24 protein-coding genes are annotated in these 26,792 nt (G+C 68.3%); 23 read left to right on the top strand and 1 reads right to left on the bottom strand.

All coding sequences use genetic code 11. From position 1 onward, the window contains the following. Positions 1 to 310 precede the first annotated feature (310 nt). Positions 311 to 1,231, bottom strand: a complete 921-nt coding sequence (locus QMG86_RS25745; RefSeq protein WP_281875236.1) for a thioredoxin-like domain-containing protein — start codon at positions 1,229 to 1,231, stop codon at positions 311 to 313. Positions 1,232 to 1,324: 93 nt separating this feature from the next. Here QMG86_RS25745 and argS point away from each other — a divergent pair, with 93 nt between their 5' ends. From argS to murA, 23 genes are all read left to right on the top strand, one after another. Further along, on the top strand, positions 1,325 to 2,983 hold the full coding sequence (argS, locus tag QMG86_RS25740; RefSeq protein ID WP_281875235.1) for an arginine--tRNA ligase: 1,659 nt from the start codon (positions 1,325 to 1,327) through the stop codon (positions 2,981 to 2,983). 58 nt (positions 2,984 to 3,041) lie between these two features. Beyond that, positions 3,042 to 4,463 (top strand): diaminopimelate decarboxylase, encoded by a 1,422-nt coding sequence (gene lysA / locus QMG86_RS25735; RefSeq protein WP_281875234.1) that lies wholly within the window; start codon positions 3,042 to 3,044, stop codon positions 4,461 to 4,463. Positions 4,464 to 4,525: 62 nt separating this feature from the next. Beyond that, positions 4,526 to 5,815: a homoserine dehydrogenase gene (locus QMG86_RS25730; RefSeq protein WP_281881128.1), complete on the top strand. Its 1,290-nt coding sequence runs from the start codon at positions 4,526 to 4,528 to the stop codon at positions 5,813 to 5,815. 23 nt (positions 5,816 to 5,838) lie between these two features. Next, a complete protein-coding gene (gene thrC / locus QMG86_RS25725) occupies positions 5,839 to 6,960 on the top strand; it encodes a threonine synthase (protein ID WP_281881127.1) in 1,122 nt (373 codons plus the stop codon). A gap of 25 nt (positions 6,961 to 6,985) precedes the next feature. Further along, positions 6,986 to 7,939 (top strand): homoserine kinase, encoded by a 954-nt coding sequence (gene thrB / locus QMG86_RS25720; RefSeq protein ID WP_281875232.1) that lies wholly within the window; start codon positions 6,986 to 6,988, stop codon positions 7,937 to 7,939. 415 nt (positions 7,940 to 8,354) lie between these two features. Then, positions 8,355 to 10,316, top strand: a complete 1,962-nt coding sequence (rho, locus tag QMG86_RS25715; RefSeq protein WP_281875231.1) for a transcription termination factor Rho — start codon at positions 8,355 to 8,357, stop codon at positions 10,314 to 10,316. Positions 10,317 to 10,949: 633 nt separating this feature from the next. After that, the gene (rpmE, locus tag QMG86_RS25710) at positions 10,950 to 11,180 is read left to right on the top strand and encodes a 50S ribosomal protein L31 (RefSeq protein WP_039796334.1); all 231 of its coding nucleotides are present in this window, start codon (positions 10,950 to 10,952) and stop codon (positions 11,178 to 11,180) included. Between the two features lie 81 nt (positions 11,181 to 11,261). Continuing rightward, positions 11,262 to 12,332: a peptide chain release factor 1 gene (prfA, locus tag QMG86_RS25705; RefSeq protein WP_281875230.1), complete on the top strand. Its 1,071-nt coding sequence runs from the start codon at positions 11,262 to 11,264 to the stop codon at positions 12,330 to 12,332. Positions 12,333 to 12,357: 25 nt separating this feature from the next. Beyond that, a complete protein-coding gene (gene prmC / locus QMG86_RS25700; RefSeq protein ID WP_281875229.1) occupies positions 12,358 to 13,236 on the top strand; it encodes a peptide chain release factor N(5)-glutamine methyltransferase in 879 nt (292 codons plus the stop codon). Between the two features lie 555 nt (positions 13,237 to 13,791). Next, on the top strand, positions 13,792 to 14,460 hold the full coding sequence (locus QMG86_RS25695) for an L-threonylcarbamoyladenylate synthase (RefSeq protein WP_281875228.1): 669 nt from the start codon (positions 13,792 to 13,794) through the stop codon (positions 14,458 to 14,460). After that, positions 14,457 to 15,614: a glycosyltransferase family 4 protein gene (locus QMG86_RS25690; protein WP_063022915.1), complete on the top strand. Its 1,158-nt coding sequence runs from the start codon at positions 14,457 to 14,459 to the stop codon at positions 15,612 to 15,614. Before QMG86_RS25695 ends, QMG86_RS25690 begins: the two co-directional genes overlap by 4 nt. 11 nt (positions 15,615 to 15,625) lie before the next feature. Continuing rightward, positions 15,626 to 16,081, top strand: a complete 456-nt coding sequence (locus tag QMG86_RS25685) for a Cg1360 family ATP-synthase-associated protein (RefSeq protein ID WP_281875227.1) — start codon at positions 15,626 to 15,628, stop codon at positions 16,079 to 16,081. Positions 16,082 to 16,370: 289 nt separating this feature from the next. Then, complete coding sequence (gene atpB, locus QMG86_RS25680; protein WP_159839362.1) at positions 16,371 to 17,198, top strand: F0F1 ATP synthase subunit A; 828 nt, start codon at positions 16,371 to 16,373, stop codon at positions 17,196 to 17,198. A gap of 78 nt (positions 17,199 to 17,276) precedes the next feature. Further along, positions 17,277 to 17,525 (top strand): ATP synthase F0 subunit C, encoded by a 249-nt coding sequence (locus QMG86_RS25675; RefSeq protein ID WP_039796339.1) that lies wholly within the window; start codon positions 17,277 to 17,279, stop codon positions 17,523 to 17,525. 5 nt (positions 17,526 to 17,530) lie between these two features. Next, positions 17,531 to 18,091: a F0F1 ATP synthase subunit B gene (locus tag QMG86_RS25670; protein WP_195088333.1), complete on the top strand. Its 561-nt coding sequence runs from the start codon at positions 17,531 to 17,533 to the stop codon at positions 18,089 to 18,091. Between the two features lie 19 nt (positions 18,092 to 18,110). Next, positions 18,111 to 18,920 (top strand): F0F1 ATP synthase subunit delta, encoded by an 810-nt coding sequence (locus QMG86_RS25665; protein ID WP_281875226.1) that lies wholly within the window; start codon positions 18,111 to 18,113, stop codon positions 18,918 to 18,920. A 53-nt stretch (positions 18,921 to 18,973) separates the two neighbouring features. Then, entirely contained in the window at positions 18,974 to 20,611 is a 1,638-nt protein-coding gene (atpA, locus tag QMG86_RS25660) for a F0F1 ATP synthase subunit alpha (protein WP_281875225.1), read from the top strand. Between the two features lie 132 nt (positions 20,612 to 20,743). Next, entirely contained in the window at positions 20,744 to 21,715 is a 972-nt protein-coding gene (locus QMG86_RS25655; RefSeq protein ID WP_063022903.1) for a F0F1 ATP synthase subunit gamma, read from the top strand. A gap of 76 nt (positions 21,716 to 21,791) precedes the next feature. After that, positions 21,792 to 23,240, top strand: a complete 1,449-nt coding sequence (gene atpD, locus QMG86_RS25650) for a F0F1 ATP synthase subunit beta (RefSeq protein WP_281875224.1) — start codon at positions 21,792 to 21,794, stop codon at positions 23,238 to 23,240. 6 nt (positions 23,241 to 23,246) lie between these two features. After that, positions 23,247 to 23,624, top strand: a complete 378-nt coding sequence (locus QMG86_RS25645; protein ID WP_159839198.1) for a F0F1 ATP synthase subunit epsilon — start codon at positions 23,247 to 23,249, stop codon at positions 23,622 to 23,624. 247 nt (positions 23,625 to 23,871) lie between these two features. Then, the gene (locus tag QMG86_RS25640; RefSeq protein ID WP_195088340.1) at positions 23,872 to 24,294 is read left to right on the top strand and encodes a DUF2550 domain-containing protein; all 423 of its coding nucleotides are present in this window, start codon (positions 23,872 to 23,874) and stop codon (positions 24,292 to 24,294) included. A 50-nt stretch (positions 24,295 to 24,344) separates the two neighbouring features. Beyond that, the gene (locus QMG86_RS25635) at positions 24,345 to 24,926 is read left to right on the top strand and encodes a cob(I)yrinic acid a,c-diamide adenosyltransferase (RefSeq protein ID WP_281875223.1); all 582 of its coding nucleotides are present in this window, start codon (positions 24,345 to 24,347) and stop codon (positions 24,924 to 24,926) included. A gap of 216 nt (positions 24,927 to 25,142) precedes the next feature. Next, positions 25,143 to 26,402: a UDP-N-acetylglucosamine 1-carboxyvinyltransferase gene (murA, locus tag QMG86_RS25630; protein WP_159839192.1), complete on the top strand. Its 1,260-nt coding sequence runs from the start codon at positions 25,143 to 25,145 to the stop codon at positions 26,400 to 26,402. Positions 26,403 to 26,792: the final 390 nt, after the last annotated feature.

The raw sequence follows: 26,792 nt of genomic DNA, 5'->3' as shown, positions 1-26,792 counted from the left end.
TCGGAAGCGTCGGCCCCGGTGGCGCTGCGACCAACGGAGTTGGTGGCCGCAGAAGTGCCTGCTCCCGCCGAAGTTGCGCTGTCACCCGCCCCGGTGGGGCCATGACCGGCCGACCCGATGACTCCAGGCGCGCCGGAACCGGCCGGGGTTGCGCCATCGCCGGACCCGCCGGCTGGGTGACCGCCGCCTGCGGTCCGAGTGCGGGACTCGTCGGACTCCGCTCGATCGTCGGAATCAGTGACTTCGCGATCGCTGGAACCAGCCGATGCTTCGCGTCCGGCGGATTCCGCGCCGCCCCGCTCGCCGGCCACTACTGCCCCGCGCCGGGTGCGGGCTGGGCAGGCGCGGGCTGCGCGGGCACCGGAGCGCCGGGCATACCGGGGAGCCCCGGAAGACCGGGAACGCCCGGCACACCGGGCAGCCCGCCGGGCGCGCCACCGAGTTCGGACTGGTCCGGCTGCAGGCCCCTGCCGTCCATCGGCACCGCGTCGGGTCCGGGCGGCGTGGGGTCGAACGGCGGCGGGTTGTCGGTGTCGAAGACGATGGTCGAGCAGTCCGCGCCGACCTCGGGGTAGGTGTAGTTGTTCAGCCGCAGCGCGGTGATGAACTGGCCGACGCGCTTGTCGTCCGCGCTGTCCAGCTTCAACTGATGACCCCAGGACTGCAGCGACACCGGGGAGTCGAGGCCCGGGTAGGGCGACATCATCGTGTACGGCTTGCCCTCGACCTTCGCCTTCAGCGTCGCGATGCCGTCGGCGTTCACCTTGTCCGGGTTGTAGGCGATCCACACCGCGCCGTGCTCGAGGGAGTGCACCGCGTTCTCCACCCGGATCGGCTTGTTGTAGACCACGCCGGTGCAGGTCGCCCAGGACTGGTCGTGCGGGCCGCCGAACGGCGGCGCCTGGTCGTAGGCCACCCGCTGGTTCGAGCCGATGTGCAGCCCAGCGGGGTATTCCTTCTTCACCACGCCCGGGATCCCGTCGGACGGGTCCTTCTTCTGCGCGCTCGGGGTGTACTTGTCCAGGTCGGCCTTTTCCCGGTACTTGGGGACCAGGTTGTAAGCCAGGGCGCCGATCAATGCGATGATTACTACGGCCGCGCCGATGGCCAGCCAGGGGATCTGCCGGTTCTTCTTCGGAAGCTGTCCTTGTCTGCCCCGCTTGCGGGGAGCGGACAACTTCGCCGCGGCCTTGGCGGCCTTGGCCGATTTGGCGCTGGGACTGCTAGGCATCGCTCAGTGTGCTCTTTCGACGTTGATGGATCCGCTGGCTGCGCAGTGCCCACCCCGAGGTGTACACCCGCCAAGACCATAGGATAGAGACTCGTGACTCCAGCTGACCTTGCAGATCTCCTTCGCTCGACCGCGGCGAAGGTGCTTGTCGAACGTGGACTGGACCCCGCGGTCCTGCCCGACGAGGTCACCGTGGAGCGTCCCAGGAACCCCGAACACGGCGACTATGCCACGAACGTCGCGATGCAGGTGGCCAAGCGCGCCGGGACCAAGCCGCGTGACCTGGCCACCTGGCTGGCCGACGCGCTCGCCGCCGCCGACGGCATCGCCGCCGCGGAGGTCGCCGGGCCCGGATTCCTGAACATCCGCCTCGCGGCTTCCGCGCAGGGCGCGATCATCGAGCGGGTGCTCGCCGCCGGCGCCGCGTACGGCACCGCCGAGACGCTGCGGGGCACCCGGATCAACCTGGAGTTCGTCTCGGCCAACCCGACCGGTCCGGTGCACCTGGGCGGTACCCGGTGGGCTTCGGTCGGCGACGCGCTGGGCCGCATCCTGGCCGCGCAGGGCGCCGACGTGGTGCGCGAGTACTACTTCAACGACCACGGCGCGCAGATCGATCGGTTCGCCGCCTCGCTGGCCGCGGCCGCCACCGGCGCGCCGACCCCGGAGAACGGCTACGCGGGCGCCTACATCGGCGAGATCGCCGACAAGATCGTGGCCGCGCACCCGGATGTGCTGAGCAAGCCGGAGGCCGAGCGCCTCGAGCTGTTCCGGGCCGAAGGCGTCGAGCTGATGTTCGCGCACATCAAGGAGTCGCTGCACGAGTTCGGCACCGATTTCGACGTCTACTTCAACGAGAGCTCGCTGTTCGCTTCCGGCGCGGTGGAGCAAGCCGTGGAGCGGCTGAAGAACTCCGGCGACCTGTACGAGAAGGACGGCGCCTGGTGGATCGCGAGCTCGGAATACGGTGACGACCAGGACCGGGTTGTCATCAAGAGCGACGGCAAAGCCGCCTACATCGCGGGCGACATCGCCTATTTCCAGGACAAGCGGGCCCGCGGCTTCGATCTGTGCATCTACATGCTCGGCGCCGACCACCACGGCTACATCGGCAGGCTGAAGGCCGCCGCGGCCGCCTTCGGCGACGACCCGGCGACCGTCGAAGTGCTGATCGGGCAGATGGTGAACCTGCTGCGCGACGGCGTGGCGGTGAAGATGAGCAAGCGCGCGGGCACCGTGGTGACGCTCGATGACCTGGTCGAGGCGATCGGCGTGGACGCGGCGCGGTACTCGCTGGTGCGTTCGTCGGTGAACTCGAGCATCGACATCGATCTGAACCTGTGGGCCAGCCAGAGCAACGAGAACCCGGTCTACTACGTGCAGTACGCGCACGCGCGGACCGCGTCCATCGCGCGCAATGCCGCCGAGTTCGAATACGGTTCCGTCGCAGCCGATCTCGCGTTGCTGTCGGCCGAGGAGGAAGGCGAGCTGATTCGCACCCTCGGCGAATACCCGCGCGTGGTGGCGAGCGCGGCGAGCCTGCGCGAACCGCACCGGGTGGCCCGCTACCTGGAGGAGCTGGCAGGCGCGTACCACCGTTTCCAGACCAACAAGAACCTGCGCGTCCTGCCGCTGGGTGACGACCCGGTCTCCCCGACGAACGCCGCCCGGCTCGCTCTGGTCAACGCCACGCGCCAGGTGTTGGCCAACGGCTTGGGCCTGCTCGGTGTCAGCGCCCCGGAGCGCATGTGACCGGCCGGTCGACCGGAGGGAAGGAAACGACAGTGAGCGAGCGCAGCGAGAGGCAAAAATGAGCGCGCATCCCGCCGGTCCCCGGCACGCCGAGATCCCGCACGCGCCGAATCTGCCGGAGCGTCCGAGCGACCCGCAGCAGATGATCGATTTGCCCGCGAACGTGTGGCCGCGCAATGCCACGCGCGACGACGCGGGCGTGGTCCACTTCGCGGGCGTGCCAGTGTACGAGCTGGCCGAGCGGTTCGGCACCCCGCTGTTCGTGGTCGACGAGGACGATTTCCGCTCCCGCTGCCGCGACATGGTTCGTGCTTTCGGCGCGAACGCGCGCGTGCACTACGCGTCGAAGGCTTTCCTGTGCGGCGAGGTCGCCCGCTGGATCCGGGACGAGGGCCTCTCGCTGGACGTGTGCTCGGGCGGCGAACTCGCCATCGCGTTGCACGCGGGCTTCCCGGCCGAGCGAATCGCATTGCACGGCAACAACAAATCGGTCGCGGAGCTGGAAGCCGCGGTGTCCGCGGGCGTCGGTCACGTCGTGGTCGACTCGCTCATCGAGATCGAGCGCCTGGAGGCTGTCGCGAGCCGTGCCGGCGTGGTGCAGGACGTCCTGGTCCGGGTCACCGTCGGCGTCGAAGCCCACACCCACGAATACATTTCGACCGCGCACGAGGACCAGAAGTTCGGCTTCTCGATCGCGGGCGGCGACGCGATGGAGGCGCTCGCGCGCGTCTTCGACGCGGACAATCTGCGCCTGGTCGGCCTGCACAGCCACATCGGCTCGCAGATTTTCGAGATCGACGGCTTCGAGATCGCCGCGCGGCGCATGCTCGGCCTGCTCCGCGAGGCCATCGACAAGTTCGGCATCGAGCGCACCGCCCAGATCGCGACGCTGGATCTCGGTGGCGGACTCGGCATTTCGTATCTGCCGTCGGACGACCCGCCGCCGCTGGACCAGTTCGCGGCGAACCTGCGCGAACTGGTGGCGGCCGAAGCCGAACGCGCGGGCCTGCCCACGCCCACGATCGCGGTGGAGCCCGGCCGCGCCATCGCCGGTCCGGGCACGGTGACGCTCTACGAGGTGGGCACCATCAAGGACGTCTCGCTCGACGGCGGTCTGCGCCGCCGCTACGTGAGCGTCGACGGCGGCATGAGCGACAACATCCGGCCCGCGCTGTACCAGGCCGACTACGACTGCCGCCTGGTCTCGCGGTCGTCGCAGGCCGGGCCGGTGGTCGCGCGCGTCGTCGGAAAGCATTGTGAGAGCGGCGACATCGTCATCCGGGACACCTGGATGCCCGCCGACGTCGGCCCCGGTGACCTGGTCGCCGTCGCCGCCACCGGCGCGTACTGCTACTCGATGTCCAGCCGGTACAACCAGTTGACCCGCCCCGCGGTCGTCGCGGTGCGGGACGGACAGCCGCGCCTGATCCTGCGCCGGGAAACGGTGGCGGACCTGCTCAGCTTGGAGGTGGAAGCGTGACGGCCAACGCGAAGAACGGCGTGTGGGGGACCGATCGCCCGATCGGGGTCGCGGTCCTCGGCATGGGCAATGTCGGCACCGAGGTGGTGCGCATCCTGCGCGAGCACGCCGAGGACCTGCGTTCCCGCGTCGGCGCACCGGTGGTGCTACGCGGGGTGGCCGTGCGCAGCCTCGACACCGACCGCGGCATCCCCGCGGATCTGCTGACCACCGACGCCGACGCCCTGGTCGCCCGCGACGACGTGGACCTGGTGGTCGAGGTGATCGGCGGCATCGATCCGCCGCGCCGCTTGATCCTGGCCGCGCTGAACGCGGGCAAATCCGTGGTGACCGCGAACAAGGCGCTGCTGGCCGACTACACCGGTGAACTCGCCGCCGCCGCCGAACGCAGCCGCGCCGATCTGTACTTCGAGGCCGCCGTCGCGGGCGCGATCCCCGTGGTGCGCCCGCTGATCCAGTCGCTGGCGGGCGACCGGGTGAACCGGGTCGTCGGCATCGTCAACGGCACCACCAACTTCATCCTCTCCGCGATGGACGAGACCGGCGCCGATTACTCGCAGACGCTGGCCGAGGCCACCCGGCTGGGCTACGCCGAAGCCGATCCCACCGCCGACGTGGAGGGTTACGACGCCGCGGCCAAGGCCGCGATCCTGGCCTCGCTGGCGTTCCACACCCGGGTCACCGCCGCCGACGTGTACCGCGAGGGCATCTCGCGCATTTCCGCCGAGGATCTGGAGACCGCCTCGGCGCTCGACTGCACGGTCAAGCTGCTGGCCATCTGTGAGCGCGTGGACGCGGGTCCCGGCGAGCCGGGCCCGGAGGACGGCGGCAAGGAGCGCGTCTCGGTGCGCGTCTACCCGGCGCTCATTCCCCGCAAGCATCCGCTGGCCGCGGTGACCGGGGCGTTCAACGCGGTGGTCGTCGAGGCGGAGAACGCCGGGCGGCTGATGTTCTACGGGCAGGGCGCGGGTGGTGCGCCGACCGCGTCGGCCGTCCTCGGCGATCTGGTGATGGCGGCCCGGAACAAGTTCTACGGGGGTCGCGCTCCGGGCGAATCGGTTTATGCTGAGCTACCGATCGCGCCGATCGGCGATACGCCCACCCGCTATCACGTGAACTTGCAGGTCGAGGACCGTCCTGGAGTCCTGGCCGCGGTGGCGGGCGAATTCGCCGCACATGGGGTAAGCATCTCGACCGTCCGTCAAGAAGGGCACGGCTCGGGTGCGCGCCTGGTCGTGGTGACCCACCACGCCGTGGAGTCGGCGCTCGCGGACACCGTGGCCGCCCTGGCGGAAATGGCATCCGTCACATCTGTGACCAGCGTTCTGAGATTGGAAGGCACCGAAGAATGACCACAGCGTCGCGCAGCGACTCCATGAGGGGCGGCGGCCGGGAGCCGGAGGGGCATACGGCGGGCGTCGCGCCCCAGGCGGGAGTGCACTCCCGCTGGCCGGGCCTGATCGCGGCCTACCGCGACCGGCTCGCGGGCGCGGCCGACTGGGAGCCGGTCACGCTGTACGAGGGCGGTACGCCGCTGGTGCCCGCGGCGCACCTGTCCGAGATCACCGGTTGCGAGGTGTACTTGAAGGTCGAGGGCCTGAACCCGACCGGCTCGTTCAAGGACCGCGGTATGACGATGGCGATGACCGACGCCAAGTACCGCGGCCAGCAAGCGGTGCTGTGCGCGTCCACCGGCAACACCTCGGCCTCCGCGGCGGCGTACGCCACCCGCGCGGGCATGAGCTGCGCCGTGCTGATTCCGCAGGGCAAGATCGCGATGGGCAAGCTGGCCCAGGCCGTCATGCTCGGCGCGAAGATCATCCAGGTGCAGGGCAACTTCGACGACTGCCTCGAGCTCGCCCGCAAGGTCACCGCCGATTTTCCCAGCATCGGCCTGGTCAACTCGGTGAACCCGGCGCGCATCGAGGGTCAGAAGACCGCCGCCTTCGAGATCTGCGACGTGCTCGGCAAGGCGCCTGACGTGCACGCCCTTCCCGTCGGCAACGCGGGCAACATCACCGCGTACTGGCGTGGCTACCGCGAGTACTACGCCGACGGCGTCACCGGCGCGCTGCCGCGCATGCTCGGCGTGCAGGCCGCGGGCGCCGCCCCGCTGGTCAACGGCGCCCCGGTGAAGGATCCCGAGACCATCGCCACCGCGATCCGGATCGGCGCGCCTGCCTCCTGGAACGGGGCCGTCGAGGCCAAGGAACAGTCCGGTGGCGCGTTCCGCGCCGCCACCGACGAGGAGATCCTCGACGCGTATCGCCTGGTCGCCGCGACCGAGGGCGTATTCGTGGAGCCCGCGTCGGCGGCCAGCGTGGCCGGCGTGCTCGCCGCCCGTAAGGAGGGCTGGCTGGATGCCGGGCTCACCGTGGTGTGCACGGTGACCGGCAACGGTCTCAAGGATCCCGACACCGCGCTGTCGGGCATGCCGCAGGTGCAGCCGATCTCCGTCGACCCGGTCGCGGTCGCCGCCGAACTCGAACTGGCCTGAGTTGAGCTCGCGCGACGGCCAGCTCATGAGCGCGACGCTGCCCGCCGGTCTGACCGTGACCGTGCGGGTACCCGCGTCCACCGCGAACCTCGGTCCCGGGTTCGATTCGCTCGGCATGGCATTGGGGATCTACGACGAGATCGAGGTGCGCACCACCGATTCCGGGCTCACCATCCGGGTCGAGGGTGAGGGCGCCGACGATGTCCCTTGGGGCCCTTCGCATCTCGTGGTCCGCGCGATCGAGCGCGGCCTGGAGTCGGCCGGGGTGTGGGCCGACGGCCTGGATGTGGTGTGCCGCAACGTGATTCCGCATTCTCGTGGGCTCGGCTCCTCGGCCTCCGCGGCGGTCGGCGGACTGGCCGCGGGGTGTGCCCTCGCCGCGAAGCTGGACCCGGCGCTGGCCACCTCGGCCGACCGAATGGTCCAGCTGGCGGCCGAATTCGAAGGTCATCCGGACAACGCGGCCGCCAGTGTCCTCGGCGGGATCGTGGTGTCGTGGACCGAGAGCGATCGCCCCGCCGACGAGGCTCCGGCCACGGAGTATCACGGCCGCGTCTACCGCGCGGTGCGGCTCGACGCGCATCCCACGCTGCGCCCGGTGGTGCTGATCCCCGAGGTGCGCTCCTCCACCGCGCACACCCGCGGCCTGCTGCCCGACGTCGTGCCGCACGGCGACGCCGCGTTCAACGTCAGCCGCGCCGCGCTGGCCGTGGTGGCGCTCACCCAGCGCCCCGACCTGCTGCTGCCCGCCACCGCGGACCGCTTGCATCAGGGCCAGCGTGCCCCCGCGCTACCGTTGACCACCGCGTGGATCACCCGCCTGCGCACGGCGGGCATCGCGGCCACCGTCTCCGGGGCGGGACCGACCATCCTGGCCCTCGGTACCAGCGAATTCCCGGCAGAACTCCGTGAACTGGCGGCGGCCGACGGCCTGCGGGTGGTGGAGCCGGGAATCGCGGAGGGCGTCCTGGTCGACTGACGGCGAGTCTGTCTTGCCGAGATTCGCAATGGACAGCTATTCTGGGCAAGTCCGTACATCGTGCGCATCAGACGCCGGTGCTTCATCAGGGCAATCGCTCCAGCAGGCTCCAGGCTCGAGCCTCCAGGCCATGGGGGTGCTGCGTAGCTGCGCAACTGGAATGATCTCTCCCCACCTTTCACCATTGGTGGAGAAGCCGCCGGTCCGGCGGGGCAGGTGATACGGCACACAGCGCCCGGACGGACGCATCCCAGTCCGGCAGAATGCCCGGGCTGCGGGACGAACCCTCGAAACAGCACACGGCGATCGAGGGAAGGAAAGGATTTCCGTGACAGATACGGACCTGCTCGCGACACCCGGCGTGGAATCGAACCCGACGGGCGACCGCGAAAGTGAATCCGGACAGATTTCGAAGATGAGCGAACACACCGACGTCGCACGATCGGGGCTGACTGGAATGTTGTTGCCGCAGTTGCGCGCGCTTGCGGGGGAGCTCGGTATCCGAGGCACCTCCGGAATGCGCAAGGGCGATCTGATCGCCGCCATCAAGGAAAATCAGGCCGCCGGAAAGGCGGCGAAGGTGGAGAAGCCCGCCAAGGGCGAGGCCAAGTCCGCGGTAACCGCCAAGGCCGATGCCCCCGCGAAGGCCGCCGCTGCGGCGCAGCCGGCGCCGGCCAAGGCCGAGCAGGCGACCCTCGACGTGACGCCCGCGGCTTCGGCCGCGCCCGGCGAGGCTCCCGCCCCGGCGAAGACGGCCCCCGCCGATTCCGCGCCCGCGAACGCGCCCGAGTCGGCGTCGGCGCAGGCCGCCGAGACCACCGAGGAGTCCGGCCGGGAGAGCGGCCAGCGTGGCCGCGGCCGGCAGCGGCGCGGCCGTGACCAGGCGCGATCGGCGACCGACACCGCGCCCGCCGAAACCCGTGCCGACGAGCCGAAGCAGGACGCCGAACAGGGCGGCGAGCGCCGCCGCGAGCGTGGCCAGGGCGAACGGCAGAGTGAGCGTGGCCAGGGCGATCGGCAGAGTGAGCGTGGCCAGGGCGATCGGCAGAGTGAGCGTGGCCAGGGTGAGCGTGGCCAGGGCCAGAACCAGAACGGCAGCGCGGGCGGCCGCGGCGGCGACGACGAAGAAGGCGGTCGCGGACGGCGTGGACGCCGCTTCCGGGAGCGTCGTCGTGGGCGTGACCGCGAGACCGGCGGCGGCGAGTCCCGCGAGCTGGAGATCCGCGAGGACGACGTGCTCCAGCCGGTCGCGGGCATCCTCGACGTGCTGGACAACTACGCCTTCGTCCGCACGTCGGGCTACCTGGCCGGGCCGAACGACGTCTACGTGTCGATGAACCTGGTCCGCAAGAACGGCCTGCGCCGCGGTGACGCGATCACCGGCGCGGTGCGCGCGCCGCGGGACGGCGAACAGTCCAACCAGCGCCAGAAGTTCGATCCGCTGGTGCGGCTGGACACGGTCAACGGCGGCGACGTCGAGGCGGCCAAGCGGCGTCCCGAGTTCGGCAAGCTCACTCCGCTGTACCCGAACCAGCGCCTGCGGCTGGAAACCCAGCCGAACAAGCTGACCACCCGGGTGATCGACCTGATCATGCCGATCGGCAAGGGCCAGCGCGCCCTGATCGTGTCGCCGCCGAAGGCCGGTAAGACCACGATCCTGCAGGACATCGCGAACGCGATCGCGACCAACAACCCCGAGGTCTACCTCATGGTGGTGCTGGTCGACGAGCGTCCCGAAGAGGTCACCGACATGCAGCGTTCGGTACGGGGCGAGGTCATCTCCTCGACCTTCGACCGGCCGCCGTCGGACCACACCTCGGTCGCCGAACTCGCCATCGAGCGCGCCAAGCGCCTGGTGGAGATGGGCAAGGATGTCGTCGTGCTGCTCGACTCGATCACCCGCCTCGGGCGCGCGTACAACAACTCCTCGCCCGCTTCGGGCCGAATCCTTTCCGGTGGTGTGGATTCCACCGCGCTGTACCCGCCCAAGCGGTTCCTCGGCGCGGCGCGCAACATCGAGAACGGCGGCTCGCTGACGATCATCGCCACCGCGATGGTCGAGACGGGTTCGACCGGTGACACGGTGATCTTCGAGGAGTTCAAGGGCACCGGCAACGCCGAGCTCAAGCTGGACCGCAAGATCGCGGAGCGCCGGGTGTTCCCCGCGGTGGACGTCAACCCGTCCGGTACCCGCAAGGACGAGCTACTGCTCAGCCCCGACGAGGCGGCGGTACTGCACAAACTGCGCCGCGTACTGTCCGGCCTGGACTCGCACCAGGCGATCGATCTGCTGATCGACCGTCTGAAGAAGTCCAAGAACAACCTCGAGTTCTTGATGCAGGTGAGCAAGACCGCGCCGGGTGCGCTCGACGAATAGGGTTTGGCTCGTCTGCCTCTCCGGAGTGCCAACGGCCGAAAGGGTCCCGCCGTAGCGGGACCCTTTCGGCGTTCGTGGGGCGAAGAAAGCGTTTCCTATCGTCGCGGCGCCACAGATCAGGACACCGAGGATGAGCGCGCACGGCCTGGGATCGGGATCGGGGGCGGGTTCCGGAGTCTGGATGTACACGGCGTTCGCCGGCGCCGGATAGTGCGCGTCTGCGGGGAGGGCGGACAAACCGACAGCGACCGCGAGAGTCAGCAGAACGAGAATCGCGGACGCGATCCGGATGTTCACGGGGTCTCCTTCCTGTCTCGGCACGCCGATGTGCACCAGGTACGCAACTCTATGAACGAATTTGTTCGCATTCCTGAGTAGCGGACTACCCGACTTCAGCGTCCCGGAGGCGGCGCGGATTCGCGTGCCCGGACTTCCAGGGGCGCGAACGGCGGGGATTACGCGGGGCGGGAACAAACCGCGCGCCGGGGGCGTTTTGGGAGCGTAACGGCCGTTCTGGCATACTGATCGGTCGTTGCGTCTGCTCAGGTGAGCAGAGCTCCCGCCTAGTCGGTTCCGGTTCACGCTTCGCGCGTTCGCGCGGGCGACCCGGCGACCACAATCGAGAGGACATCCATGAAGGCAGGAATTCACCCGACGTATGTCGACACCACGGTCGTCTGTGGTTGCGGCAACACCTTCCAGACTCGCAGCACCAAGGAGTCGGGACACATCACCGTCGAGGTCTGCTCGCAGTGCCACCCGTTCTACACCGGCAAGCAGAAGATCCTCGACACCGGTGGCCGCGTGGCCCGCTTCGAGGCCCGCTACGGCAAGCGTGCCGGCAAGAAGGCCGACGCCAAGTAGCTTCCTCGCCGACGCCCGGTCCTGCTGCGCAGGCCGGGCGTCGGTGTTTTGTATGGACAGGGACCAGGAGAAGGAAGCACCGTGACGCAACCGTCCGCCATCGACGACATTCTGGCCGAGTACGCGGGCCTGGAGACGCAGCTGGCCGATCCGTCGCTGCACAACGATGCGGGCGCCGCGCGCCGGGTCGGCAAGCGGTTCGCCGAGCTGGCCCCGGTCATGGCCACCTACCGCAAGCTCGAGACGGCGCGCGACGACCTGTCCGCCGCCGAGGAACTCGCCGCTGACGACGCCACCTTCGCCGCGGAGATCCCGGAGCTGAAAAGCCAGGTCGAGGAGCTGGAACAGGCCCTCGCCGACCTGCTGGCCCCCCGCGACCCGCACGACGGCGACGACGTCGTGCTGGAAGTGAAGTCCGGTGAGGGCGGCGAGGAGTCCGCGCTGTTCGCCGCCGACCTGGCCCGCATGTACGTGCGGTACGCCGAGCGCCACGGCTGGAAGGTCGAGATCCTCGACGCCGCTCTGTCGGACCTGGGCGGCTACAAAGAGGCGACGCTGTCGATCAAGAGCCGCGACGCGGCGCGCGACGGTGTCTGGTCGCGCTTCAAGTTCGAGGGCGGCGTGCACCGGGTGCAGCGTGTTCCGGTGACCGAATCGCAGGGCCGCATCCACACCTCGGCGGCCGGCGTGCTGATCTACCCGGAGCCCGACGAGATCGAAGAGGTGCAGATCGACGAGTCCGATCTGCGCATCGATGTCTACCGCTCCTCCGGCAAGGGTGGGCAGGGCGTCAACACCACCGACTCCGCGGTGCGCATCACCCATCTGCCCTCCGGCATCGTGGTGACCTGCCAGAACGAGCGTTCCCAGCTGCAGAACAAGGCCCGCGCCATGCAGGTGCTCGCGGCCCGGTTGCAGGCGCTGGCGGAAGAACAGGCCGATCAGGAGGCGGCGGCGGGCCGCGCCAGCCAGATCCGCACGGTGGACCGCTCCGAGCGGATTCGCACCTACAACTTCCCGGAGAACCGCATCACCGACCACCGGATCGGTTTCAAGGCGCACAACCTCGACGCCGTGCTCGACGGGGATCTCGACGCGCTGCTGGACGCACTGGGGAAGGCGGATCGCGAAGCGCGTATGGCCGCGGAGTGATCACCTTTCGGGCAGAGTCGCTGTCATGTCTACGACCCGAGTCGCGCTGCGCCCCGTCCTCAACGACGCCATCGAGACGCTACGGACCGCCGGAGTGCACAGTCCCCGCGCCGACGCCGAGCACTTGGCCGCGCACGTTCTCGGCGTGGAGCGGACCCGGCTGGCGCTGAGCCCGCTCGTGTCGCCGGACGAGCTGGACGAGTTCCGCGCGCTGGTCGACCGCCGGGCGCGGCGGATACCGTTGCAGCACTTGACCGGAACGGCCGTGATGGGCGCGCTCGACCTCGCGGTCGGCCCCGGCGTCTTCGTGCCGCGCCCGGAGACCGAGTTGCTGTACGCGTGGGCGCTGGCGCAGTTGGAAGCGCTGCCGCACGATCACGCGCCGATCGTCGTCGATCTGTGCACCGGGTCGGGGGCGCTCGCCCTCGCTCTGGCCCATGCGCGCCCCGACGCCGAGGTGCACGCGGTCGAACTCGATGCCGCCGCCCTGGTCTGGGCGCGGCGCAACGCCGACGACCGGATCGCCGCGGGCGATACTCCCATCACGCTCTATGCCGACGACGCCACCGATCCCGCGCTGCTCACCGATCTGAACGGCCGGGTGGACGTAGTGGTGTCCAACCCGCCCTACATCCCGGAGGGGGCGCGCCTCGACCCCGAGGTGGCCGAGCACGACCCGTCCGTCGCCCTGTTCGGCGGCCCCGACGGCCTGTCCGTCATCCGCGAGATGATCCCGAACATCACCAGACTGCTGCGCCCCGGCGGCGCCACCGCCATCGAGCACGACGACACCAACGGCTCCGGCGTAGCCGCCCTCCTCACCGCCACCGGCGCCTTCACCGACGTCGTCGAACACCCCGACCTGGCAGGCAAACCACGCTTCGTCGCCGCCACCCACACGTGAGCGGAGTGTTTTTTCGCGCGGTCTCTCGCCATGGCGCACGAATCCGTGCGGTCCTTCCCGGCGCATGTGCTGCCGCCCACGTCCATTCCTCCGACTGCGGCGTCCTCGGACGACCGCGCCGCCGGATGCAGCGACACGAGGATGCCTGCCGGACTACGAGGCTGTCCTGTGCGGCACCGCCTGAACTGCGTGCGCGAAACTTGTCGCGACCGGTCGCTGTGCCAGAAACAGGCGCACCGCGTAGGCGCGGCCTCCGCGCGGCACTGTGCAACTGAACAACGGCGGGGCCTGCTCGAAAACGAGGGCGTGCGGTGCGGCGGAGTGCGGATTCCGGCATGGTTCCGAGCTGAAGATCGCATCGAGAATGCTCCCGATGCGCGGCGACAGCCGCCGCATCCCACGTGACGACTGATTTCGTAAGCACATGGGTAACTCGCCGGGCACGCCCAGAACTCGCTCGGCACCCGACGCAAGACCTGAACGCAACTCTCGTTTCACCCCACTAGTACGGCCTGAGTTCTCGGGGAGGCGGCCCAGCATGCCAGGATGGTTGCCGTGAGTACCGTCTACGACTGCGCGGATCCCGACTCGCGCGCCGCCGGACTGTCCGCAGCCACCAGCGCCCTGAAATCCGGACGACTGGTCGTGCTGCCCACCGACACCCTGTACGGGCTGGGCGCCGACGCGTTCGATTCGACCGCGGTGAGTGCGCTGCTCGCGGCCAAGCGCCGCGGCCGGGACATGCCGGTGCCGGTGCTCGTCGGTTCCTGGCACACCATCGACGGCCTGGTGTTCTCGGTGCGCCCGCAGGCGCGCGAGCTGATCCAGGCGTTCTGGCCCGGCGGTCTGAGTCTCGTTGTCCAGCAAGCGCCTTCGCTCGCCTGGGATCTCGGCGACACCCGCGGGACGGTGATGCTGCGGATGCCGCTGCACCCGGTCGCCCTCGAATTGTTGCGTGAGGTGGGTCCGCTGGCGGTGTCCAGCGCCAACGTGTCCGGGCAGCCGCCCGCGAAGACCGCGGCCGAGGCCCGTGACCAGCTCGGCGAGCTGGTGAGCGTGTACCTCGACGGCGGCCCGGCCGAGCACGCGGTGGCCTCCACCATCGTCGACCTCACCGCCGACCAGCCGCGCATCCTGCGCGTGGGCGCGGTGCCCGTCGCCGACATCGCCGAGGTGCTCGGCATGTCGCCGGAAGCGCTCAGCGGCGCCGCGCAGCTCGGATGATGGGTTCGAGCGCTGTCGTCCCGCTCCGGGAGCTGCTCGTCGTGCTGCTCATCTCCGCGGTGGTGACGTTCCTGGCCACCGGCGGGGTGCGGGTACTGGCGATCGGCTTCGGCGCGGTCGCCGTGCCGCGTGACCGGGACGTGCACGTCAAACCGATTCCGCGGATGGGCGGCGTCGGCATGTACATCGGCGTGGTCGCCGCGGTGCTGTTCGCCCATCAGCTGCCCGCGCTGCGCAGCGGCTTCGACTACAAACCCAACATCCCGATCGCCGTGCTGGTGGCCGCCACGGTCATCGTGCTGGTCGGGATCGTGGACGATCGCTGGGGCCTCGACGCGCTGACGAAGTTCGCGGGCCAGGTGACGGCGGCGGGGGTGATGGCCGTCATGGGATTGGGCTGGTACGTCATCTACAACCCGTTCAGCAACACCACGGTCGTGCTGGACGGATTGCAGGGCGGACTGGTCACGGTCGCGGTCACCGTCACCTTGGTCAACGCCATGAATTTCGTCGACGGTCTCGACGGCCTCGCGGCGGGACTGGGCTTGATCGCGGCGCTGGCCGTCTTCGTGTTCTGCCTGGGCCTGATGAACGAGCAAGGCGGCTCGGTGGACACCTATCCGCCCGCGTTGCTGGCCGCCGCGCTGGCCGGCGGATGCCTCGGATTCCTGCCGCACAATTTCCAGCCGGCGCGCATATTCATGGGCGACTCGGGCTCGATGCTGATCGGCTTGATGCTCGCGGCGGTGTCGACCGGCGCGTCGGGGCGAATCCCGCTGCAGGGCTACGGCCCGCGCGACATCGTCGGTCTGCTTTCCCCGTTGCTGCTGGTCGGTGCGGTGATGTTCATTCCGGTGCTCGACCTGTTGCTCGCCATCGTGCGCCGGGTTCGCGCGGGCGTGAGTTTCTCGACGCCGGACAAGATGCACTTGCACCACCGTTTGCTGCAGATCGGTCATTCCCACCGCCGCGTGGTGTTGCTGATCTATTTGTGGGTCGGTGTGCTCGCCTTCGGCGCGGTCGGCACGTCGCTGATGGATCGCAGGCTGGTCGTCTTGCTGATGGCGGGCGGACTGGTTTTCGCGTTGGTGATCACCGCCATTCCGGGGCTGCGGCGTGGGGACCCGGCGGGCGACGGATCGGCGTCCGGGTAAAGTCGGCGGCTGTGAGCTTCACACCCCGACCCGTTCCCGGCCCCGACGCGCCGTTGCGCGCCGCGCTGCGCTACGGACTGATCGGCTTGGGCGTGCTGGTGGTCCTGGCCGTCGCGCTCGGCGCCGCCGTCTCGGGTGTCGCCGGCGTATGGGGTGCGGTGCTGGGCGCCGCGATCGGCGGCGGCTTCATCTTGACCACCGCCGCCGTGGTGCTGTTCGGCGCGAAACTGCCGCCGAGCACGGCTGGTCTGGTCATGCTGGTCAGCTGGGTGCTCAAGATCCTGGTGGCGCTGATCGTCGTGGCGGTCCTCCAGCGATTCGACTTCTACGACCGGGTCGTGTTGTTCCTGACCGTGGTCGGTGCCTTGATCATCGTGCTCGGCGCGGAGACGTACGGCGTTGTCCGCCAGAAGGTTCCGTACGTGACGACGACGGACTCGGAGTCCGCCTCCGGTACTCGGGAGTAACGAAAACCCCCACCCCCTACACGCTGTCGTAGATGACTTGGTAAAGTATTGGTAAGCAAGCGACCAAGTCGGGGATCAGTGAGGGGTCACCGCCGAGATCCCCTGCATGGGCCGCTATGCTTACTGCCGTGCCGGGCTCCGAGGGGTGTTCCGGTTCTGCATGTCGACGAATGTCGCCGACACACGTACAGACGCCGGGTGGATGCGAACCACCGCACAGCTGCTGACGAACTTCGAGCCGACCTGAGTCGACCCAAATTGATCGTCAATGTCCGATCGAACCGCGGGAATGACCGTACCCGCGGCCCGAACACGGGAGAGAACGCTGAGCGTCACCACTCTGGCGGCCGAGTTCCATGCGCCGTCGCTTACCGACTTCTTCCCTCCAGCTGTGCTGTTCGAGGGAACGCCGTTCGAACTCGATCGATTGATGCTGATCCGGATTCTGATGACGGCCGTTCTCGCCGTCGTGATGGTGCTGGCATTCCGCTCGCCGCGGATCGTTCCGCGCGGCCTGCAGAATGTCGCCGAAATCGGCCTGGTCTTCGTCAAGGAGCAGATCTGTGACGAGGTCCTCGGGAAGGAATCGGGACGGAAGTTCTTCCCGCTGATCGCGACGATCTTCTTCACGGTCCTCTTTCTGAACTTCTCGGGTGTCGTTCCGGGGTTGAACATCTCCTCGAACGCCCGAATCGGCATGCCGCTGGTGCTGGCCGTCATCGCGTACCTGACGTTCAACTACGTCGGTATCCGGAAGTACGGATTCCTCAACTACATGCGCAGCAGCATCGTCGTTCCGAACGTTCCCGCCGCACTGCACGTGCTGCTGATTCCGATCGAGTTCGTCTCCACCTTCATCCTGCGCCCGTTCACGCTGACCGTCCGACTCATGGCGAACATGCTGGCCGGCCACATCATGCTGGTGCTGTTCTTCAGCGCGACCTGGTTCTTCCTGTTCGACGCCGCCGCGTGGATGAAGGTGTTCTCGCCGTTCTCGCTGCTCGCGGGACTCGGTTTCACGCTCTTCGAGCTGTTGGTCATCTTCCTGCAGGCCTACGTGTTTGCGCTGCTGACCGCCGTATACATCGGACTCGCACAGCACGCGGCCGATCACTGACCTGACCGACACAAATACCGGAAACCTGCTACACCACGCCGACCGGCGGGTGAGCAACAGAAAGGGAATGGAAGACTCATGAGCCTCGCTTACCTGGCCCAGGAAGCCGCCACGAACGAGAGCACCTTCAAGGGCCTGGGCGCCGTCGGCTACGGTCTCGCCGCGATCGGCCCCGGCATCGGCGTCGGCATCGTCGTCGGTAAGGCCATCGAGGGCATCGCGCGTCAGCCTGAGCTGCAGGGCACCATCCGGACCAACATGTTCCTCGGTATCGCGTTCACCGAGGCGCTGGCCCTCATCGGTCTCGTCGCCGGCTTCATTTTCTGATTCCGATGTACGAGTCAGTTTTGCTCGCGGCGGCGGAGGGAGAGGAAGTGAATCCTCTCGTCCCCGAAACGTACGACATCGTCTGGTCGATCGTCTGCGTCGTCATCATCGGGTTCTTGTTCTACAAGTACGTGATCCCGCGCTTGATGAAGACGCTCGACGAGCGTTCCGAGAAGATCGAAGGCGGCATCGCTCGCGCGGAAGCCGCGCAGGAAGAAGCTCAGCTCACCCTGCAGCAGTACCAGCAGCAACTGGCCGACGCCCGGCTCGAGGCGGCGCGTATCCGTGAGGACGCGCGCACCCAGGGCCAGGAGATCCTCGCCCAGATGCGCTCGGAGGCCCAGGCCGAGGCCGACCGCATCATCGCGGCGGGCCACACCCAGCTGGAAGCCCAGCGCCAGCAGATCCTGACCGAGCTGCGCCACGAAGTCGGCCGCACGGCCGTCGACCTGGCCGAGAAGATCATCGGGCAGTCGGTGTCCGACGAGGCCAAGCAGGCGGCCTCGATCGACCGGTTCCTCGACGAGCTCGACCAGACCGACGCAGGCATCGGGGTCGGAAGGTAACGACGCGAAAGTGAGAAGCATGTACGCAGCGAGCCGCGAGGCCAGTGCCCGGTCTCGGGAGGCGCTTCGGGCCGCTCTGACCGGAAGCGACAGTGCTGCGGCCACGACGGGCTCGGAACTGTTCGCCGTTGTCGCCGTGCTGGACGACCAGCGTTCGCTGCGTGTCGCGCTCGCGGACGTGTCGGTGCCGGGTTCCGCGCGCGCGGAACTCTGCGAGCGGGTCTTCGGCGGCAAGGTCAGCGCTGCCACGCTGGCAGTGCTGACCACCGCGGTGGCCGAGAACTGGTCGCGCACTTCCGATCTGGTGGACACCCTGGTGCTGCTCGGTCAAGAGGCGTTGCTGGAGTCGGCGGCCCAGCGTGGCCGGATCGAGGCGGTCGAGGACGAGCTGTTCCGGCTCGGCCGGATCATCGGCGACAACCCCGACTTGGAGCAGGCGCTGTCGGATCGTTCGCAGCAGGCTTCGGCCAAGAGCGAACTGATCCAACGGCTGCTCGCGGGCAAGACGGAGCCCATCACCTCGACGCTCGCGGAGCAGGTGGTGGCCAGGCAGCGGTCGGGCATCAGCGCCGCCTTCGACGAGCTGTCCGACCTCGCGGCGGCGCGCCGCGATCAGATCGTCGCGCACGTGCGCGCCGCGATCGGGCTCACCGAGCAGCAGCGCGACCGGCTGGCCGCCTCGCTGCGGCGCATCTACGGCAAGGCGACCACGGTGCACATCCAGGTCGACCCGAGTTTGCTGAGCGGAGTCGTGGTGCGCGTCGGTGACGACGTGATCGACGGCAGCGCCATCGGCCGACTGGAGAAGATGCGCCGGGCCCTCACCTAGCGCGCTTCCACCACACCCGACATTCAGACCCAGACAGCGAGAGCAGGAAGAACATGGCGGAGCTGACGATCTCCTCCGACGAGATCCGTAGCGCGATCGAGAGCTACACCAAGAGCTACACCCCCGAGACCTCCATCGAAGAAGTCGGTGTGGTCACCGACACCAGTGACGGCATCGCGCACGTCAGCGGCCTGCCTTCGGCGATGGCCAACGAGCTGCTCGAGTTCCCGGGCGGCGTGCTCGGCGTGGCGCTGAACCTCGAGGACCGTGAGATCGGTGCGGTCATCCTCGGCGAGTTCGCCGAGATCGAGGAGGGCCAGGAGGTCCGCCGGACCGGTGACGTGCTCTCGGTTCCGGTCGGCGACAAGTTCCTCGGCCGCGTGGTGAACCCGCTGGGCCAGCCGATCGACGGCCTCGGCGAGATCGAGTCCGAAGAACAGCGCGTGCTCGAGCTGCAGGCCGCGACCGTGCTGGAGCGCCAGCCGGTCGAGGAGCCGCTGGCCACCGGCATCACCGCGATCGACGCGCTGACCGCCATCGGCCGCGGCCAGCGTCAGCTGATCATCGGCGACCGCAAGACCGGCAAGACCGCGGTCTGCATCGACGCGATCCTGAACCAGAAGGCCAACTGGGAGACCGGCGACCCGACCAAGCAGGTGCGCTGCATCTACGTCGCCATCGGCCAGAAGGGCTCCACCATCGCGGGCGTGAAGGCCGCGCTTGAGCAGCACGGCGCGCTGGAGTACACCACCATCGTCGCCGCCCCGGCCTCCGACTCCGCCGGCTTCAAGTGGCTGGCCCCCTACACCGGTTCGGCCATCGGCCAGCACTGGATGTACCAGGGCAAGCACGTGCTCATCGTGTTCGACGACCTGACCAAGCAGGCCGAGGCCTACCGCGCCATCTCGCTGCTGCTGCGTCGCCCGCCGGGCCGCGAGGCCTACCCCGGTGACGTCTTCTACCTGCACTCCCGGCTGCTGGAGCGTTGCGCCAAGCTGTCCGACGAGCTGGGCGCCGGCTCGATGACCGGTCTGCCGATCATCGAGACCAAGGCCAACGACATCTCGGCGTTCATCCCCACCAACGTCATCTCCATCACCGACGGCCAGGTCTTCCTCGAGTCCGACCTGTTCAACAAGGGCGTCCGTCCGGCGATCAACGTCGGTACCTCGGTCTCCCGCGTCGGTGGCGCCGCCCAGACCAAGGGCATGAAGAAGGTGGCCGGTTCGCTGCGCCTGGAGCTGGCGCAGTACCGCGAGCTGGAGGCGTTCTCCGCGTTCGCCTCCGACCTGGACGCGGCCTCGCTGGCCCAGCTCGAGCGCGGCGCCCGCTGGGTCGAGCTGCTCAAGCAGGACCAGTACTCGCCGGTGCCGGTGGAGGACCAGATCATCTCGATCTACCTGGTCGATCGTGGCCACTTCGACTCGATTCCGGTCGCCGACATCCGCCGCTTCAACGCCGAACTGCTCGAGGAGCTGCACCGCAGCGCCGCCGACGCGTTCAAGGCGATCGAGGGCGGCAAGGTGCTCGACGGCGAGGCGGCCGAGCAGGTCGAGGCGGCCACCAAGAAGTTCCTGGGGACCTTCCTCACCTCCGACGGCACCCCCGTGGTGAACGAGGCCGAGGCGGGCCAGCTCGACCACGAAGAGGTCGAGTCGCTGTCGGTGACCCGCAAGCACGTCGAGAAGTAACGCGAGCCGGCAAATGCGCTATTCGATCCGCGGTATCCGCGCCGGGCACGAAGGAGGACGCGTGCGCGACCTCCTCGTGCCCCGCGGATGCCGCCCATTCCACGCAGCGAATGAAGGGAGTGTGAACCGCTGATGGCAAGCTTGCGTGAATTGCGCTCCCGCATTCGTGGTGTGAATTCGATCAAGAAGATCACCAAGGCCCAAGAGCTGATCGCGACCTCGCGCATCTCCAAGGCCCAGGCCAGGGTCGCGGCCGCGAAGCCGTACGCGGAGGAGATCACCAAGGTCCTCAGCGAGCTGGCGAGCGCGTCGAAGAACCTGTCGCACCCGCTGCTGACCGAGCGCCCCAACCCGCGCCGGGCGGCCGTGCTGGTGATCACCAGTGACAGCGGCATGTGCGGTGGCTACAACTCGAACGTGCTCAAGCGCGCCGAAGAGCTGATGACCACCCTCCGTGACGAGGGCAAGGAGCCGGTGCTCTACGTCATGGGCAACAAGGGCCTGACGTACTACGCGTTCCGCAACCGCTCCTACGTGTCGGCCTGGACCGGGTTCTCGCAGCAGCCGAAGTACACCGATGCTTCGTCCGCCTGCCACCACCTGGTCGACGCCTTCATGGCAGGCTCCGACGGAGCGGTCCCCGCGCCGAACGGGACGGGTGACATCGCCGGTGTCGATGAGCTGCACGTCGTGTACACCCGCTTCGTCTCGATGCTGACGCAGACCCCGGAGGTGCGCCGGTTGGCGCCGATCCAGGTGAGCTACGTCGACGAGAACTTCGACCTGGGTGAGGACATCGTGTCGGATTCACCGACCGCGGACGTCCACGCGCAGTACGAATTCGAGCCCGACGCCGATGTGCTGCTGGCGGCGCTGCTGCCGAAGTACGTCAACACGCGCATCTACGCGTCGTTGCTCGAGGCAGCGGCATCCGAGTCAGCGGCTCGGCGCACCGCAATGAAGGCCGCCACCGACAACGCCAACGAGCTCGCGAGCGTGCTCCAGCGCGAGGCGAACTCGGTGCGTCAGGCCCAGATCACGCAGGAAATCAGCGAAATCGTCGGCGGCGTGAACGCGCTGGCGTCGAGCTCGGACCGCGACTAAAGCGCCACGCGGCCGGAGCGACGGGCACGAAGGGCCCCTCGAAGGCCGCACATCGACACGGAGAGAACCAACACCAATGACCGCAGCTGTCACTCAAGACAACACGAGCCGGACCGGCGGCGCCGCAGGCCGCGTCGTCCGGGTCATCGGCCCCGTCGTGGACGTCGAGTTCCCGCGCGGAGCCATCCCCGAGCTGTTCAACGCTCTGCACGCCGAGATCACCCTGACCTCGGTGGCCAAGACCCTGACCCTCGAGGTCGCCCAGCACCTCGGCGACAACATCGTGCGCACCATCTCGATGCAGCCGACCGACGGCCTGGTCCGCGGCGCCACCGTCACCGACACCGGCAAGCCGATCTCGGTGCCGGTCGGTGACGTCGTCAAGGGGCACGTCTTCAACGCGCTGGGCGACTGCCTGGACACCCCCGGCCTCGGCCGCGAGGGCGAGCAGTGGGGCATCCACCGCAAGCCGCCGTCGTTCGACCAGCTCGAGGGCAAGACCGAGATCCTGGAGACGGGCATCAAGGTCATCGACCTGCTCACCCCGTACGTGAAGGGTGGAAAGATCGGTCTGTTCGGTGGCGCAGGCGTCGGCAAGACCGTTCTGATCCAGGAGATGATCACCCGTATCGCGCGGGAGTTCTCCGGTACCTCGGTGTTCGCCGGCGTCGGCGAGCGCACCCGTGAGGGCACCGACCTGCGCCTGGAGATGGAGGAGATGGGCGTCCTCCCGGACACCGCCCTCGTCTTCGGCCAGATGGACGAGCCGCCGGGCACCCGTATGCGCGTCGCCCTCTCGGCGCTGACCATGGCCGAGTACTTCCGCGACGTGCAGCACCAGGACGTGCTGCTGTTCATCGACAACATCTTCCGGTTCACCCAGGCCGGTTCCGAGGTGTCGACCCTGCTCGGCCGCATGCCCTCCGCCGTCGGTTACCAGCCCACGCTGGCCGACGAGATGGGTGAGCTGCAGGAGCGCATCACTTCGACCCGTGGTCGGTCCATCACCTCGCTGCAGGCCATCTACGTGCCCGCCGACGACTACACCGACCCGGCTCCGGCGACCACCTTCGCCCACCTCGACGCGACGACCGAGCTCTCCCGCCCGATCTCGCAGAAGGGCATCTACCCGGCCGTCGACCCGCTGACCTCGACCTCCCGCATCCTGGAGGCCTCGATCGTCGGCGACCGGCACTTCCGGGTGGCCAACGAGGTCAAGCGGATCCTGCAGAAGTACAAGGAACTGCAGGACATCATCGCCATCCTCGGTATGGACGAGCTGTCGGAAGAGGACAAGGTCCTCGTCGGCCGCGCCCGTCGTCTGGAGAAGTTCCTCGGCCAGAACTTCATCGTGGCCGAGAAGTTCACCGGTCAGGTGGGTTCGGTCGTGCCGCTGGAACAGACCATCGACGACTTCGACCGGGTCTGCAAGGGCGAGTTCGACAGCTACCCGGAGCAGGCCTTCAACAGCTGCGGTGGTCTCGACGACGTCGAGAAGGCCGCCAAGAAGATCCTCGGGAAGTAGTCACCGATGGCGGAAATGTCAGTCGATCTCGTCGCGGTCGAACGACTGCTCTGGTCCGGCCAGGCAACGTTCGTCAGCGCGCAGACCACCGAGGGCCAGATCGGCATCATGGCCGGTCACGAGCCGTTGCTTGGCCAGCTGGTCGAGGGCGGCACAGTGACGATCGTGGATACCGACGGTCAGCGCGTCGTCGCCGCGGTGCACGGCGGCTTCTTCTCGGTCACCGCGAACTCGGTTCGGGTGCTGGCCGAGTCGGCGGAATTCGCCGACGAGGTGGACGTCGAGGAGGCCCGCCGGGTGCTGGCCGACTCCGACGCCAGCGAGGAGCAGCAGCGGGCCGCTCAGGCTCGGGTGCGCGCGGTCGAGCAGACCGCGAACGCGTAAGCAACAACCTGTCATCGAGAACAACTGCTGTCGGCGGTGAAGCCTTCTTCACCGCCGACAGCGTCTTTCAGGCGAGTCGGACACGGCCGGGCCATTTGTAAACTCGGGGCCGTGATTGAATGGCCGCACGCGATGTGAGCATCGGGCTCGGAGGCGCAAAGCCGAAAAGCCTGTCCACATCGCCGATCGATTGCCGTGTGCACGACACGGCGGCGGAGCGAAGGGACGTACGGCATTGCAAACCGGGATGGTTCTGCTGATCATTCTGGTGCTCACGCTCGTGTTCCTCGCGCTCGCCTCGACGTATCGCCTGATCATGCTGCGGCGCGGCGGAACTGCCGCGCTCCTGCGTGTCCTCCCCGCTCGCGGCGGCCAGGGGTGGCGGCACGGATTGATGCGTTACGACGAGGATCGTCTCGTATTCTTCAAGCTCACGAGCCTGAAACTCGGCCCGGACTCCACCATTCGGCGCCAGGGCATCGAGATCGGGGATCGCCGCGGCCCGCGCGGCGACGAGTACGACATCATGACCGACGACATCGCCGTGATCGCGGTGTCGGACCGGGCGGGCGACTTCGAATTGGCGCTCGATCGCGACTCCTTGACCGCCTTTCTCTCCTGGGTGGAATCCCGCCCGTCCGACCGCACCCGCCGGATGCCCGGCCTGTAGCAGGCACCTGGGCCGACGGCTCGCCCGGCCGCGCCCGCTAGGGTTGTGCTGTGAGCGTGCATTTGACCCGGATCTACACCCGGACCGGCGATGACGGGACCACGGGATTGAGCGACTTCTCCCGGGTCGCGAAGACCGACCCACGCTTGGTCGCCTACGCCGACTGCGATGAGACGAACGCCGCCATCGGTGTCGCGATCGCGCTCGGCGGGCCGGACGAATCGCTGCTCGCCGTGCTGCGGCAGATACAGAACGATCTGTTCGACGCCGGCGCCGACCTCTCCACACCCGTGGTGGCCGAGCCCAAGTACCCGCCGCTGCGAGTCACTCAGCCTTACATCGATCGTCTCGAGGCATGGTGCGACGAGTTCAACGCAGGCCTGCCCGCGCTCGATTCGTTCATCCTCCCCGGCGGTACGCCGCTGGCGGCATTGCTGCACACCGCCCGTACGGTCGCTCGTCGCGCGGAGCGTTCGGCATGGGCCGCGATCGAGGCGCATCCGGACGACACCGAGGTTCTGCCGGCCAAGTACCTCAATCGCCTGTCCGACCTGCTGTTCATCCTGAGCCGGGTGGCCAACCCCGGCGGCGATATCCTGTGGAAACCCGGCGGGGGACGGCCGGACGCCTGAACGCCCGGCAGTGCCGGGCGAGTACCCGAGCGATCACGGGGTATGGCCCAGCAGGGTGGCGAGGTCACCTCGTTCACCGCAGAACGCCCATCTCGCGGCACTCGCTCCAACGGCGAATACGTCCGGCGGCGAGGGGAGTCGTGGAGAGGCGGCACCGTAGTGCGCCGCCCCAACTATCCTTGCACCAACAGTGCGCCGAATACGCGGAGAGGCGGCATGGAACGGTTTTTGGTTACCGGCGGAAATCGACTCGTCGGTGAGGTCACGGTGGGGGGCGCCAAGAACAGCGTCCTCAAACTGATGGCCGCTGCGCTGCTCGCCGAGGGCACCACCACGATCACGAACTGCCCGGACATCCTCGACGTGCCGCTGATGGGCGATGTACTGCGCGGCCTCGGCTGCGACGTGGCCATCGACGGCGGGGTGGTCAGCATCACCACGCCCGCCGAACCGAAGTACCACGCGGACTTCCCCGCGGTGACGCAGTTCCGCGCGTCGGTATGCGTGCTGGGTCCGCTGATGGCGCGGTGCAAGCGCGCCGTCGTCGCGCTGCCCGGTGGTGACGCCATCGGTTCCCGTCCGCTCGACATGCACCAAGCCGGTCTGCGCCTGCTCGGTGCGACCAGCGAGATCGAGCACGGTTGCGTGGTGGCCAGGGCCGACGAGCTGCAGGGCGCCCGGATCCGCCTCGACTTCCCCTCGGTCGGCGCGACCGAGAACATCCTCATGGCTGCGGTGCTCGCCGAGGGCGAGACGGTGATCGACAACGCCGCGCGCGAACCCGACATCGTCGACCTGTGCAACATGCTCGTCCGGATGGGCGCGCGGATCAGTGGTGCGGGCACGTCCGTGCTCACCATCCAGGGGGTCGAGCGCCTCGCGCCGACCACGCACCGTGTGATCGGCGATCGCATCGTCGCCGCGACATGGGGCATCGCCGCGGCGATGACCCTCGGGGACATCCGCGTCACGGGCGTGAACCCCAAGCATCTGTCGCTGGTGCTGGACAAATTGCGGTCGGCCGGCGCGCGCATCTCGTTCGAGCAGGACGGCTTCCGGGTGGTCCAGGCCGAGCGCCCGCGCGCGGTGAACTTCTCGACCCTGCCGTTCCCCGGCTTCCCGACCGACCTGCAGCCGATGGCCATCGGGCTCGCGTCCATCGCGGACGGCACCTCGATGATCACCGAGAACATCTTCGAGGCGCGCTTCCGATTCGTGGAGGAGATGATCCGGCTCGGCGCCGACGCGCGCACCGACGGCCACCATGCGGTGGTGCGCGGTATTCCGCGGTTGTCGAGCGCTCCGGTGTGGTCGTCGGACATCCGCGCCGGCGCGGGCCTGGTCCTCGCGGGCCTGGTTGCCGACGGGACCACCGAAGTGCACGACGTCTTCCATATCGACCGCGGGTACCCGAATTTCGTCGAGCAGTTGCAGGCGCTGGGTGGCGATGTCACGCGCGTCGGCGTGACGGATTGAGTGCCGCCGCGTTCCTGTCGGCGGCAGGTAACAAACGTGTTCGTGAAAACGCGTGCTGACCAGGCGATTTGACATGATGCACGCAGACACGTAACTTATTCCAAGTCAGAGCGACACGGACACCGACCCGGGGCCCAGGAGCTGAGCGGAAACGCTGAGTGAGAGGCCAGGGAAACGAGGTAGGACGAGGAGCGCCTGACGATCACACTAGCTCGAACGAGACCCTGGTTTGCAACTGGGATCGCGGCTGAGCTAAGCTGGAAAAGTTGCTTCACCGATCAATCGGCTCAAACCGGGCGATGGTGTGTGCGTGTGTTCTTTGAGAACTCAATAGTGTGTCGATGAATGTCAGTGCCAAATGTTTTTTGGTTCCGGCTCTTCCGCTCCCCG

The organism is Nocardia sputorum (assembly GCF_027924405.1).
GTDB classification, from domain to species: Bacteria; Actinomycetota; Actinomycetes; order Mycobacteriales; family Mycobacteriaceae; genus Nocardia; species Nocardia sputorum.
Note: the sequence above shows the minus strand (reverse complement) of the source record. Positions and strands in the feature narration are given on the sequence as shown.